Here is a 14,012-nt window from a genome sequence, read left to right as displayed (position 1 = left end):
CTATGAAACTACTTTTCAGAATACTAATTACCGCCATATTAGCCTTGGTCATATCCAAACTAATGAAAGGCGTAATCATCGACGAGTTCACTACCGCTTTAACCGTTGCCATCGTTTTAGGGTTGCTCAACTTTTTTGTAAAACCTATTTTGGTGCTCTTTACTTTGCCGGTCACTTTCTTTACACTTGGGTTGTTTTTATTGGTAATCAATGCTGTCATCATCCTACTTTGCGATGAATTTGTCGAAGGCTTTGAGGTCAGTTCTTTCTGGACAGCCATGCTCTTCAGCATCATCTTATCGCTTTCGCAATCTTTGGTTTACCAAATCACAGGCGATACAAAATAAGACCGTTAAAATCAACAAAATAAACTTGGTTGGGTTGCAGAAATGTTATACTTTTGCAACCCAATTTTAGTATGTAAAAAACACAAGAAATGAACATCACAAGAAATAATGTAGACGCATTAAATGCTGTAGTTACTGTTGAAGTATCAAAATCGGATTACGCAGAAAAAGTAGAAAAAGTATTAGCAGATTACCGAAAAAATGCTGCTATTCCCGGATTCAGAAAAGGTGCCGTGCCGATGAGTTTAATCCAAAAACAATACGGAAAAGCCGTGTTGTTAGACGAAGTAAACAAATTGTTGCAAGAAAACTTGAACAACTATTTAGTTGAAGAAAAATTAGACATCTTAGGGAATCCGCTACCTAAAGTAACTGAAGATTTCAATTGGGATGTGGAAGATTATAAATTCGAATTCGAATTGGGTTTAGCACCGGAATTCAATGTAGATTTAACAGCTAAAAACAATGTAGTGCAGTACAAAATCGTAGCCGACGATAAAATGTTAAACGACCAAGTGGCACGCATCCAAAAACAATACGGAAAACTAATCTCTAAAGATACTGTTGAAGCCGGTGATGATGTTTCAGGTATTTTTGCCAACGAAGAAAAAGGCATCAACAACAGAACAACTTTGTCTTTAGACGTTTTCGCAGATAAGAAAACCGCAAAAGCCTTCATCGGTAAAAAAGTAGGCGATGTAGTAACCTTAAAAACCAAAGGCCTATTCGATGACGATCACAAATTAATGGATTATTTGGCCGTGGGTCACGATGATGTTCACGGTTTAGATATCGAAGTAACGTTCACCATCGATGAAGTAAATACACACGAACCGGCTACTTTAGACCAAGAATTGTTCGACAAATTATTCGGACCTAAAGTGGTAACGTCTGTAGACGAGTTGAAAGCCAAAATCAAAGAAGACGCCGAAAAACAATTCGCCCAACAAGCCGATCAAAAATTCTTAAACGATGTAACCGAGTTCTTAATCGCCAACACCAAGTTCGATTTACCGGCCGAGTTTTTGAAAAAATGGATCCAGTCTGCCGGTGAAAATCCGTTAACTGCGGAAGAAGCTGAAGCGGAATACACCAAGTCTGAAAACGGTTTGCGTTACCAATTGATCGAAGGCAAAATCATCACCGAAAACGGTTTGCAAATCACTTTCGACGATTTAAAAGCCTACACTACTGAGCTAATCAAAAAACAAATGGCACAGTTCGGTCAAATGAACCCAACCGACGAAGATGTGCAAGGTATCGTAGCCCGCGTCATGTCAAACCAAGACGAAGTACGTCGTTTGTCAGAGCAAGTAATGAACGAAAAAATGCTAAACTTGTTCAAAGACAAAGTTAAAGCCAAAACCAAAGAAGTCAACTACGACGAGTTCATCAAAGCAATGTACGGTGAATTAAAACACTAAAAGATTATTTACTATATTTGAGCGTCAAAGTAATTTGGCGCTTTTTTATTGGAAGCTAATCCGGCTATCCGCGCTACACGGTAGCTTGCTCCTATCCGGGCTAGGGCATTGTAGTCAGACACAATGTCATCTTTTAAAAAAGGCACAACCTTTGACTGAATCAAAAGCATAGGAAGTTTACGGTGTACTACTTTAAACTTTTAAACTCATAAACTTTTAAACCAAAATCTAAAATGGACTACGGAAAAGAATTTAAAAAGTTTGCGACCAAAAAACATGGCGTAAACAGTCTGTATTACGATAAAATCGTAGGAAGCATGACCCCTTACATCATTGAAGAGCGTCAATTAAACATTTCGCAACTCGACGTGTTTTCACGTTTGATGATGGACAGAATCATCTTCATGGGAACGGGTGTCGACGATTATATGGCCAACATCATCCAAGCGCAATTGTTGTTCTTAGAAAGTGTTGACGCTTCTAAAGACATCCAAATTTACATCAACTCTCCGGGTGGCAGCGTGTATGCCGGACTCGGAATTTACGATACCATGCAGTACATCAAACCCGATGTAGCGACCATTTGTACGGGTATGGCAGCCTCAATGGGCGCCGTATTATTGTGTGCTGGAGCGGCCGGAAAACGTTCAGCCTTACCGCATTCCAGAGTCATGATTCACCAACCATCTGGCGGCGCCTCAGGTGTAGCTTCGGATATGGAAATCAACTTAAAAGAAATGTTGAAACTGAAAGACGAATTGTACCAAATCATTTCTCAACACTCAGGACAACCATTCGATAAAGTGTACAAAGACTCAGAACGCGACTATTGGATGATCGCCGATGAAGCCAAAGAGTACGGAATGATTGATGAAGTGTTAAGAAGATAAAAAAGGTGTCAGTTGTCGGTTGTCGGTTGAAAGCTAAATGCTGACAACCAACAACCGACAACCGATAACCGACAACAAAAAAAATGGCAAAACAAGTTTTAGAATGTTCCTTTTGCGGGAGGAAAAAACCGGAGACCAATTTATTAATCGCCGGGATTAATGCGCATGTCTGTGATCGTTGCATCGAGCAAGCACACGGTATCGTCATGGAGGAATTAAAAGGAAATGCCGTAAAACAATCGGCCGATTTGGTGTTGAAAAAACCCAAAGAAATTCGAGCGTTTCTCGACCAATACGTAATCGGACAAGACCAAACCAAAAAAGTCATGTCGGTAGCCGTATACAACCACTACAAGCGTTTAATGCAGTTGCAACACGAAGAAGATGTAGAGATTGAAAAATCCAACATCATCATGGTAGGCCAAACCGGAACTGGAAAAACCTTAGTAGCCAAAACCATCGCGCGAATGTTAGATGTTCCGTTGGCGATTGTGGATGCCACCGTTTTAACCGAAGCCGGTTATGTGGGTGAAGACGTGGAAAGTATTTTAACCCGTTTGCTGCAAGCCGCCGATTACGACGTGGCCAAAGCGGAAAGAGGGATTGTATTTATTGACGAAATAGATAAAATTGCCCGCAAGAGCGATAATCCATCCATAACCCGAGATGTTTCGGGTGAAGGTGTGCAACAAGCTTTACTGAAATTATTGGAAGGAACCATGGTCAATGTGCCGCCTAAAGGTGGGAGAAAACATCCCGACCAAAAATTCGTAGAAGTCAACACCAAAGATATTCTGTTCATAGCCGGTGGTGCTTTTGACGGAGTAGAGAGAATCATTTCCAAAAGATTAAACCGTCAAGCGGTTGGGTACAGCACATCTAAAAATGCAGAAGGGATTGACAAAGACAATTTGTTGCAATACATCATCCCGAAAGACATTAAAGATTTTGGATTAATTCCCGAAATCATTGGTCGTTTGCCGGTGTTGACCCACATGGATCCGTTAGATAAAGCCACCTTACGCGCCATACTAACCGAACCCAAAAACGCTCTAATCAAACAATACGAAAAGTTATTCGCCATGGATGAAGTGAAGTTCACCATCACTGATGAAGCTTTGGATTATATAGTAGAAAAAGCGTTGGAGTACAAACTCGGTGCCCGCGGATTGCGTTCGTTGTGCGAAGCCATTTTAACCGATGCGATGTACGACTTACCAAGTTCGGACGAAAAACAACTCCACATCGATTTGGATTATACCCACGATGCGTTGACCAAAAACTTATTGAAACGTTTAGAAATAGCGTCCTAAAAAAAATCCCTCGACTGAGGGATTTTTTTATTTATCAATCTTACTGTTTGCCGGATTCTAAAACCAGTTTCGCAATATTTTGCACAAGCTGGGTAGGTGAAATACAATCGCAATTGGTAAATCCAACAACATAAATATCTTCATTAGGCAAGTAAACCCCCATCGATTTATAGCCAAAAATACTACCGCCGTGTTCGCGAGACATACTGTCGTTAATTTTTCTGAGATGCCAACCATAACCGTAGTTTATAGTTTCACCATTGTTTAGTGAATAGGGTTGGAATAGTTTTTTGGTGTTTTCCTTGTTCAATAATGTGTTGTTGTTTAAGGCTATTTGCCATTTCAACATATCTTTTAAGGAAGACATAATCGCTCCGGAAGCAAAAGGAACACTATAGTTGATCACGGTTTTGTTGACATAACCGGATTCTTTTTTGTGATAACCGTAAGCTCTTCTGCTAATGATTTGTCTGTCGGTTGCATAACCGGATTGCGTCATGTCGATTTTATTAAAAATATGGTTTTCAATAAAATCTTCATAAGTCTCCCCGGAAACTAACTCAATGATATAACCTAAAATCACATAACCCGAGTTGTTGTAGTCAAACTTTTGTCCGGGAGAAAAATCAACCGGTTCATTTTTAAAAAAGTCAACCATCATTTTGGGTGTCATTTCTTTCTGAGCAATGTCTTTAATAGATTTCATTTTGGTAAAATCTTTGATGCCCGAAGTATGCGTCAACAAATGATGAATGGTAATTTTATCACCGGCAGGAAAATCAGGAACATACTTTGATAACAAATCATTGGTGTTTAGTTTGCCCTGCTCTTGTAACATCAAAATTGAAACGGCTGTAAACTGTTTTGTCATCGAGCCAACTTGGAAAACATAATCGGTAGTAAGGTTAACCTCTAACTCAATATTGGCTTTTCCAAAAGCATTTTGATAGATGATTTCCCCTTTTTTCGCGACCATGAAAACACCTCCGGGACCATTCTTGTCTTTGATTTCAGGTTGAATTAAAGCTTCAATTTTTTCCGAAAGACTCTGAGCAAAAATCGGATTAGGAATTGCAGTAGCAAGCACAGACAGTAAAGCTATAAAGGCACTTTTAAAATGGTATTTCTTCATTTTTTTTCGAATTTTAAAAGTTCTTTATTTCATAAAACCACCGCCTGAACGGTTTTTTTCAATATTAATTTCTGTATTTTCTTTTTTCAAACTTAAATCACCAAAATTATAAGTCAATGATATTCTGAAAGTTCTCGAATCTTGTTTTTGGTAAAACTTGGTTTGTAAATTGGTCGAAGAAACCAAGGCATTTACCTCATTACTATTGAAAACATCAAAACAATGCAAACCGATTTTCAGGTTTTTGTTTAGGAAATCTTTGTTGAAAGAAATGTCAAATTGTTGTATAGGTTTGGTGATTTGATAGATTTCCCAAGTGCCTTTCGGTAAAATAAAGTAGGACATGGTATTCTTAATTTCCCAAGGCAAAATAAATTGCGCTTGCGCAGAATAGTTCCAAATGGGTTTATTCTCAAATGAGAAAGTATAACCTTCCGTAGTGGTTTTGATGTAATTCACATTGAAGAAAATGTAATTCATCTTGTCCATATTGTTCATGCGCTTTTCAAACTCTTCTTTTCCTTTAAAAAAGTAATCCAACGGAACCGGAAAGGAAGCAAACAAACTCATTGTTTTAACTTTATCAAACTGTTGGAAGGTTTGGTTACTAACCAGTTCTCCGGGTTCGGCAGTGAAAATAAAATTATTTCTGTCGCGCGCAATGGTATAATTTCCACCCAAACTCACAAACTGAAACGCCGTCAGTTTTAATTCGAAGTTGTCAAAAAATGCCGGATCTAAAAACGGATTTCCCTGAGAAGTATTGTACTGGTCAAAGTTGGCAAAATTGTTCGGATCTAAGACATTATAATCCGCTTGGAAAATTTTCTTAGAGTAAGAAGCCGACAAATTCATGTTTTCGCTAAACTCATACAAAGCACTGGCATTGGGGAAAAAGTTGGAATTGGTGAAATCAACTTCTGTCTCAGTACCATCCTGAATCGCCAAACGATCTACCTTGTAATCTTCAAAACGCAATCCGGCAGTCAAACTCAGTTTTTTGATTTTTTTGCGAACTTCTGCATAAAAGGCTAAGTTGGTTTCGGTATAATCAAAATCGATTATGCTGTTGGTTGGCGTATTTAGGTTGTAAATTCCCTTGTCATTTACTTTAAGGATATTGTATTTTCCACCGGTGTTGAGCGATAAATCCAATTTTTTAAACGGAATAGCAAAGTCGTATTTCAAATAATAATTGGCCAAATTAAAATCGATTTTTCCATTGTAGTAAGTCGACTCTCCATTGTTTTGACCATTAGAAGTTGTGTTTGGATTTCTGTTGAAAAAATTACTGTAAGCAATAATATCCAAAGTCCTGCCAATAGTATCCAATTTGGTTTTGTATTGCAAACTCAACTCGTTAACGCTGTTTTTCATTTTTGACAAACCATTGTTGGAAAAGTCAATTCCGGTGCCGACTGTGCTGGCTTCATTGGTAATTCTATCGTTGCCTAAATTCAAATTGTAATTCAATAACAAATTCGATTTTTCGTTCAATTTATAGTTCGTACCGGTTCTGAAATAGAAATTACGATTGGTAAACTGAGCAAAATTCTTTTGGAATAATCTTTCATTTGGGGAAAAAGAGGTGAAGGTTTGGTCATTGCGGTTGTTACTTTCGCTGTCCATATAATTGTAGCCAATCATGGTTTGCCAACTCAATTCTTTTACTTTTCCGTTTAGTAAAATTTGCGGACTCGGTTTTTGATATTGGTTAAAATTATAGTTGATATTGAAACTAGCATTCAATCCTTTTTTGCGTTTCGTACTGGTGACAATATTGATAATCGAACCGCTCGCATCAGCATCAAAGGAAGCGCCGGGATTGTAAATCAGTTCGACTTTTTCAATAGCGTTAGCGGGTAAAGTTGATAGGTAATTTTGTAAATCATTGCCGCTTAACGAACTCGGAGCGCCATCAATATAAATGGTAACCCCTTTGCTGTTTAAAGTAATCGTTCCTGTGGGTGAAGTAATTACACCCGGAATTTTTTTTACGGCTTCGAGACTGCTCCCGCTGTTGAGCATCGCATTGTCGCGGACGCTGATGGTGGTTTTGTCGGATTCGACTTTTAGGTACTGTTTTTTGTTCCCGTAAATCGTAACCTCTTTTAATTCATTCGGATTTTCTGAAGTTTTTTTTTCTTCTGTTTTTGGTGCTTCTTGCGCAAAAGTAAAAGCAGTCGCAAGTAGGCACAAGGCGATACTTAGTGATTTCATTGGTGATTGATTTATTGAACATCAGTAAACTGATATTCGATTGATTGATGATTGTCTGTAAGACTTTCATGAAAACCAAATGTTACACTTCCAATGAAATTTTTTAGCAAATATTTTTTAATGGAACAATGTCGAGCGTTGGTTTTTCGATATCACATCGACTTGGACCACAGCCCAATCTTCTTGGTCCACAAGAAGTTAGAAAGCAAAAGAGTAGTAGTAAAACAAGGATTTTTTTCATTTGAAATTTTCTTGAAATTTTAAGATTTAGAATTTACAGAATGTTGCATCTGCATCAACTGTTCCAAATAATCCCTTTGGTTTGACAGTCTCGGTATTTTATGTTGACCGCCCAGTTTGTCATTTTCCTTGAGCCAATCATAGAATAAGTTCTCTCGAGCCACATTGATTTTGAGTTCGTTCAAAGTCATGTTGTTGTAGCGTTTGGCTTCGTAATCGGAGTTGACAGACTGAATATTTTCGTCCAATACTTTTTGGAACAAAGCGATATCTTCCGGGTGTTTTTTAAACTCTATCATCCATTCGTGCGCGCCTTTTTCTTTACCTTCCATAAAAATCGGAGCCACAGTATAATCAATCACTTCGCAATGAAGCGCCGAACAAGTTTTCGCCAAAGCCAAATCGGTGTTTTCTATCATTAACTCTTCGCCAAAAACATTGATATGGTGTTTCGTTCTTCCGGAAACTCTGATTCTGTATGGATTTAAAGAAGTAAAACGAACGGTATCGCCAATCATATAACGCCAAAGTCCGGCATTGGTGGTAATCACTATTGCATAATTTTTGAACAATTCCACATCAGCTAAACGAACAATTTTTTGATTTGGTGTGCCAAAAGTATCCATCGGAATGAACTCGTAGAAAATCCCGTAATCCAACATCAACAACAAATCATTAGAATAATTCAAATCCTGAATGGCGAAAAAGCCTTCGGAAGCGTTGTAAATTTCGTAGTATTTAAAATCCGATTTCGGCAAAATCTTCTTGTATTGCTCGCGATAAGGTTCAAAACTCACGCCGCCGTGGAAATACACTTCCAAATTCGGCCATAGCTCAAACATATTTTCTTTTCCGGATTCGGTTAAAATTCGGTTTAGCAATACCAACATCCAAGACGGCACACCGGCAAAACTCGTTACGTTTTCGGTCTTCGTTTCGTTGATGATGGCGGTGAGTTTGCTTTCCCATTCGCTCATCAAAGAAACTTTATTGCTTGGCGTACTGCTGAATTCCGCCCACATCGGCATATTTTCAATCAAAATCGCTGATAAATCGCCGAAGAAAGTATTGTTGTTTTCGTAAATCTGAGAACTGCCGCCTAGGCGCAAACTTTTGCCCAAAAACATCTCGGAATTCTCATTATTGTTCAAATACATGCACAACAAATCTTTGCTGGCTTTGTAATGACAATCTTCTAAGGCTTCGTTACTTACTGGGATAAATTTGCTTTTGGCGTTGGTGGTTCCGCTCGATTTGGCGAACCATTTAATGGGTGTGTTCCAAAAAATATTCTGATAGCCTTTGCGCGTTTCTTCAATCATCGGCTCCAAATCTTCATAAGAAGAAACCGGTATTCGCTCGGCAAAAGTTTCGTAAGATTTGATGCTGTCGAAATCGTATTTTTTGCCCAAAACCGTTTCGTCACAATTCCGAATCAAATTCATCAACAACTCATTCTGCACTTCATGCGGGTATTTTAAAAACAACTCAATCTGGTGAATGCGCTGTTTCAAAACCCAAGTGGCGATAGAATTGATGATTGGAAATGGCATAAAATAGAATTATAAATTATGAATTACGAATTATGACTTGAGTGCGCAGCGCGAATTATATGTAGCGAAGCGAAATAAGTTATAACTTTACCAAATATAGAAAATAATTTTAAGAATAAAAGATGACTTACGAAGGGGTTTTAACCAAAATGCAAACCGAATTCTCCAATCCAATCCAATATTATTTGGTGTTTGAGAACAGTTTTTTAAGCCTGAACCAATTGTTAGACAAATCTTTGGAAATTAATTTTGTGGGTTACCAATGTTTGAATTGCGGTAAAAAGAAGAAGATTTTCCGTCAGGGATTTTGTTATGATTGCTTTATGAGCTCAGCCGCTGCCGGCGATTGGATTATGAAACCGGAGTTAAGTACAGCACATTTAGACATCGAAGATCGTGATTTAGAATATGAGAAAAAAGTGCAATTGCAACCGCATATTGTTTACTTGGCTTTATCGAGTGAAGTGAAAGTCGGCGTAACCCGAAAAACCCAAGTGCCAACACGTTGGATTGACCAAGGTGCAGTCCAAGCCGTTCCGATTGTAGAAGTACCAAATCGCTATTTGGCCGGAATAACCGAAGTCGCTTTGAAAAACCATTATGCCGATAAAACCAATTGGCAAAAAATGTTGAAGAATGATGTGCCCGAAGTAGATTTGATGGCAGAAAGATTAAAATTGGAAAATCTGATTCCAACAGAAGTGCAAGAATTTTTCAACCCGAATAAAGAAGATTTATACCAATTACATTATCCGGTGCTACAGTATCCAGGTAAAGTGAATAGTTTGAGTTTAGACAAATCACCGAATTTTTCCGGAAAACTCACCGGAGTCAAGGGACAATACCTCATGTTTGAAGACGGAACCGTTTTTAACGTTCGAACCTTTGAAGGCTATGTGGTGAAAATCAGTATTTAAATAAAAACCCTTTCCGTTGAGAAAGGGTTTACTTCGTTCGTGTCTTTATTTTATTTAGTTGGCGTCGGTGTTGTTTCCGTTTTTGGCGCTTCTTTTTTCTTTTTGTTGAATAAATCTTTAATTAAACTGTTCGCTTTGGTTTGAACGTCCTTCTTGACATCGGTTTTGGTGGTGTCGGTTTTGGGTTTGGTCGCGTTAGAAATGATAGAATTGACTGCGTCTTTTCCGCCGGAAACTAACTTGTCTTTTTGTTGTTTCACCAAATTGTTGACTAATGATGTGGTGGCTTGTTTGACATCGGTAGTTACTTTCGGATTGGAAAAACTGCCGCCCAAAATAGCGTTAATCGGCACATTCTCTACTTTTTTGGCATCGGCCGGAGACAATTTGGCAATCAGATTATTGGCTTCGGTTCCTAAATATTTCGCCGGAACATCGAGCTTTAAATTGTAGTTCATGTTTTGGTCAAAACCATGCGTGCCGCCGATGGTTGCTTTAATGTCTTGGTATTTTAAATCGAAAGGTTTTACGTTCACTTTTCCGTCTTTAAAAGTAATGGCAGCTTTCAAATCGTTGAGGTTTAGTTTTTTCAAATCCACAAAACCTAGCTTGCTGTCTAAGGCAGTCAACAAAGTAGAATTACTTGAGTTTACAGTTGTCGAAAGCAATTGTCCCAATAAATCTCCCGAGAGACTTTTTAAATCGGGGGTCATTTCTTTGGCGTCTAAATTTCCGGACAATTTAATTTTGGAATTTAGTTTTCCGTTGATCACTCCGGCAATCGGGGCTATTTTTTTCATCATTTCCAATTGGGTGAAAGTCTGCATGATGTCAACCCCATTTAAACCTAAATCCATGTTGAATTTCGGGGTTTTTTCTTTAGTCGAAACATCGCCGTTAAACGCGATCGAACCACCGAAAATATCGGTTTTTCCGTTTTCTAAAGTAGCTTTTTGGTCTTTAATAATCACTTTCCCCGAAACATTTTTCAAAACCAAGTTGTCGTACAAAACGGTGTTGGCTTTGGCGGTTAAAGAGCAGTTTAAGAAAGCCGGAATCTTCATAGGTTCGCTGGCTTTGGCTTCTTTAGCAGTTTCGGTTCCGGTAGTCATGAAATCATTTACCGCTAACTGATTAGATTGCAGATTGAAATTGCCTTTCAACTCTTGGTTTTTGAATACAAAACCGTAGAAGTTTTCCAACACACCATTTACAGCCAAATCAGTTTTGCCGGTTGTCGCATTGAATTGTTTTAAATTCACCCGACTTGGATCAAAAGAAACCAAAGCACGACTGATTTTCATCGTTTTGCCATTTTCATCCGTATAATTGAAACCCGTTAAGTCAATCGTTCCCGCATTTTTAATTCGGGCATAATCGCTTTTTTCTACCGATTGCATATCAAATTCCGTAGTCACATCGGCTTTTAAAACTCCGGTTAACGGTTTGTCTAATTTTACAGGATAAGCTTTGGTTAAGTTTCCTAAGTTGATTGTTCCTTTTAAAGCGGCATTCACCAAAGCATTTTCGGCTATATTTTTAATATTGGCTTTCGCATTAAATACATCTTGGTCGATTTGGAACGAGAGTTTGTCTAAATTGACATAAGTATCATTCATCAAACCGGTTTCGTTGATGATTTTAGTATCGATGATAATATTTTGAACCGATTTCGGCAAATTCGGATATTGGAACGAAGCGTTATTCGAAGCAATATCGATATTGAATTTCGGAACAGTCGTGTCGGTTAATTTTCCTTTGGCAAAACCTTTTACGGTAAAATCGCCACTGGTTTTCACGTCTTTCAAATTGCTCGAATATTGCGCCGGAATTAAGCCCAGAAAGTTTTTAAAGGAAGAAGTCGGCGTTTGAAAAGTCAAATCATACACTTGTCCGTCATCCGCCATTTGGATAAAACCGTCAAATTTAAGAGGCAATTCGTTGATTTTAGCTTCGTTTTTCTTGAAGGTATATTTACTTTGGTCTAAGTCGATGCCGAGTACAGCATCTAAAGATATCGCTACGTTTTTCATGTAGTTGACTTTATCCATATCAAGCGAAACTTTTGTAGTAGTTTTGGTAACCAAATCCAATTTGGAAGCAGCAAAATCTCCGGTTCCTTCGTGGTTGATACTGTCTAAAACCATTTTGATTTTAGAACGTTCATCGTAGTATTGGAACTTGAAATTTTCTACCGAGTATTCTTTTATAGATAAGGAAAGCGGTTTGCTTTTACTATCGTCTGCTTTCTTTTCTTCTTTTAAAGCGATGTCGAAATTACCAAGGCCGTCTTTGTTAAAAATGATATTAATCAGTCCGTTTTTAGAATCGATTCCGTCAATTTGCATCGGTTCATCATCGCTATTGAACAATTGTCCGATGGACATTTTCAAATTCAATTCTTCAAAAGCCACTAAAGTATCGCCTTCAAACGGCGCTTTGTTGATGATAGAGAGTTTTTCAATATTGACACTCGCATTCGGGAAGTTTTTGAACAAACTCAAATCGGCATCTGCGAAAGCCACTTTGGCATCGACTTTTTCATTGATGGCTTTTTCGATTTTGGCTTTGATTTGGTCTTTAAAGAAATACGGAATCGCAAAAGCGGAAACTACTAAAAGCAACAAAACAATTCCGACTATTTTTAGGATTTTCTTTAACATGATGTGATAGATTTAGTTACGCATTGGCTAAACAAAAATAATGCCTTTTCCATACAAAGTGGTTACTATTTATAGAAGTTTTATGATTTAGGGCCAAATGAATTGTTGAGAAATTGTTATTAATAGTCGGGCTGTTTTTGCCGTTATTCTGAAATAGTTTTAGTTAATTTGTGCATCTATGAATAAGCAGCATCAAGTCATTTTATCTTTAGGCACCAATCAAGGCAATCGTCTCGAAAATATTGAGCGTTGTATTGATGATTTGCACAAAGAAGTTGGCACTATCATCAAAGTTTCTAAACTATATGAAACACCATCTTGGGGTTTTGAAAGTCACTCGTTTTACAATTGTGCTTTGGTAATGAACACGAACAAATCGGCACACCAAATCTTGGAAGAAGTTTTGTTGCTCGAAGAAGCTTTAGGCAGAGTTCGTGAAGATGTAGTCGGTTATCAAGCTCGAATGATTGATATTGATGTAATTGCTTTTGATGAAGAAATTATCGCCTCTGAAAAGTTACAAGTGCCGCATCCGGAAATGCAGAACCGCTTGTTTGTGTTGTTGCCGATGCGCGATTTAAACCTCGATTGGCGTCATCCGATTTTACAAAAATATTTGCATGAATTGTTAGTCTTGTCAGAAGATAAAAGCAACTGCAAAGTGGTTCAGAATTTAGAAATTCCAATTGCCAAAATCAAACTAGATCATTTCAACTATATTGCCATCGAAGGAAATATTGGCGCCGGGAAAACCACATTGACCAATAAATTAGCCGAAGATTTTAATGCGAAAACCGTGTTGGAACGATTTGCAGACAATCCTTTTTTGCCGAAGTTTTATGAAGATCAAAATCGGTATGCATTTCCGTTGGAGATGTCTTTTTTGGCCGACAGGTATCAGCAAATTTCCGATGATTTGGCGCAATTTGATTTGTTCAAGGATTTTATCGTGGCGGATTATCATATTTTTAAATCGTTGATTTTTGCCAAAGTAACTTTAGCCGAAGATGAGTTTCGTTTGTACAAAACGATGTTTGATATCATCTACAAAGAAATGCCTAAACCCGATTTGTATATTTATTTGTACCAAAGCACCGAAAGACTTTTGGCGAATATCAAAACCCGAGGCAGAAGCTACGAACAAGAAATTCCGGCGGAGTATTTAGAAAAAATCAATAATGGTTATTTGGATTACATCAAATCTCAAAAGGATTTGAACGTCTTAATTATAGATGTAACCAATAGGGATTTTCTAAACAACCAAGACGATTATGTTTTTGTTTTGGAAGAAATTCGAAATAAGATACAATAAT

At 37.9% G+C, this 14,012-nt stretch carries 11 protein-coding genes; 6 read left to right on the top strand and 5 right to left on the bottom strand.

All coding sequences use genetic code 11. The features are described from left to right. Positions 1 to 2 precede the first annotated feature (2 nt). From P7V56_RS00755 to clpX, 4 genes are all read left to right on the top strand, one after another. Positions 3 to 347 (top strand): phage holin family protein, encoded by a 345-nt coding sequence (locus P7V56_RS00755; RefSeq protein ID WP_171222021.1) that lies wholly within the window; start codon positions 3 to 5, stop codon positions 345 to 347. An 89-nt stretch (positions 348 to 436) separates the two neighbouring features. Next, positions 437 to 1,771, top strand: coding sequence for a trigger factor (gene tig, locus P7V56_RS00750; protein ID WP_171222022.1), 1,335 nt, complete (start codon positions 437 to 439; stop codon positions 1,769 to 1,771). A gap of 233 nt (positions 1,772 to 2,004) precedes the next feature. Next, positions 2,005 to 2,661, top strand: coding sequence for an ATP-dependent Clp endopeptidase proteolytic subunit ClpP (gene clpP / locus P7V56_RS00745; protein ID WP_171222023.1), 657 nt, complete (start codon positions 2,005 to 2,007; stop codon positions 2,659 to 2,661). A gap of 83 nt (positions 2,662 to 2,744) precedes the next feature. Then, a complete protein-coding gene (gene clpX / locus P7V56_RS00740; RefSeq protein WP_171222024.1) occupies positions 2,745 to 3,974 on the top strand; it encodes an ATP-dependent Clp protease ATP-binding subunit ClpX in 1,230 nt (409 codons plus the stop codon). A gap of 40 nt (positions 3,975 to 4,014) precedes the next feature. Here the strand turns inward: clpX and P7V56_RS00735 are convergent, their stop codons facing one another. The 4 genes from P7V56_RS00735 to P7V56_RS00720 form a co-directional block, all read right to left on the bottom strand. Continuing rightward, positions 4,015 to 5,106 carry a serine hydrolase domain-containing protein gene (locus P7V56_RS00735; protein WP_171222025.1) on the bottom strand — a complete coding sequence of 364 codons (1,092 nt, stop codon included), beginning with the start codon at positions 5,104 to 5,106 and terminating at the stop codon, positions 4,015 to 4,017. Between the two features lie 24 nt (positions 5,107 to 5,130). Beyond that, positions 5,131 to 7,326, bottom strand: a complete 2,196-nt coding sequence (locus P7V56_RS00730; protein ID WP_171222026.1) for a TonB-dependent receptor domain-containing protein — start codon at positions 7,324 to 7,326, stop codon at positions 5,131 to 5,133. A 103-nt stretch (positions 7,327 to 7,429) separates the two neighbouring features. Next, positions 7,430 to 7,567 (bottom strand): hypothetical protein, encoded by a 138-nt coding sequence (locus P7V56_RS00725; RefSeq protein ID WP_171222027.1) that lies wholly within the window; start codon positions 7,565 to 7,567, stop codon positions 7,430 to 7,432. Positions 7,568 to 7,586: 19 nt separating this feature from the next. Continuing rightward, positions 7,587 to 9,119, bottom strand: a complete 1,533-nt coding sequence (locus tag P7V56_RS00720; protein ID WP_171222028.1) for a GH3 auxin-responsive promoter family protein — start codon at positions 9,117 to 9,119, stop codon at positions 7,587 to 7,589. A 122-nt stretch (positions 9,120 to 9,241) separates the two neighbouring features. On the opposite strand from P7V56_RS00720, the gene P7V56_RS00715 reads away from it, so the two are divergent. After that, positions 9,242 to 10,036 carry a DUF2797 domain-containing protein gene (locus P7V56_RS00715; RefSeq protein ID WP_171222029.1) on the top strand — a complete coding sequence of 265 codons (795 nt, stop codon included), beginning with the start codon at positions 9,242 to 9,244 and terminating at the stop codon, positions 10,034 to 10,036. Positions 10,037 to 10,086: 50 nt separating this feature from the next. Here P7V56_RS00715 and P7V56_RS00710 read toward each other — a convergent pair whose 3' ends face one another. Next, positions 10,087 to 12,699, bottom strand: a complete 2,613-nt coding sequence (locus P7V56_RS00710; protein ID WP_171222030.1) for an AsmA-like C-terminal region-containing protein — start codon at positions 12,697 to 12,699, stop codon at positions 10,087 to 10,089. A 178-nt stretch (positions 12,700 to 12,877) separates the two neighbouring features. Between P7V56_RS00710 and folK the strand changes: the two genes are divergently transcribed. Continuing rightward, a complete protein-coding gene (folK, locus tag P7V56_RS00705) occupies positions 12,878 to 14,011 on the top strand; it encodes a 2-amino-4-hydroxy-6-hydroxymethyldihydropteridine diphosphokinase (RefSeq protein ID WP_171222031.1) in 1,134 nt (377 codons plus the stop codon). Position 14,012 lies beyond the last annotated feature (1 nt).

The sequence above is a fragment of the Flavobacterium sp. IMCC34852 genome, assembly GCF_030643905.1.
In the GTDB taxonomy this organism is placed as follows: domain Bacteria; phylum Bacteroidota; class Bacteroidia; order Flavobacteriales; family Flavobacteriaceae; genus Flavobacterium; species Flavobacterium rivulicola.
The sequence above is the reverse complement of the archived record's forward strand: the minus strand, read 5'-3'. Positions and strand labels throughout refer to the sequence as shown.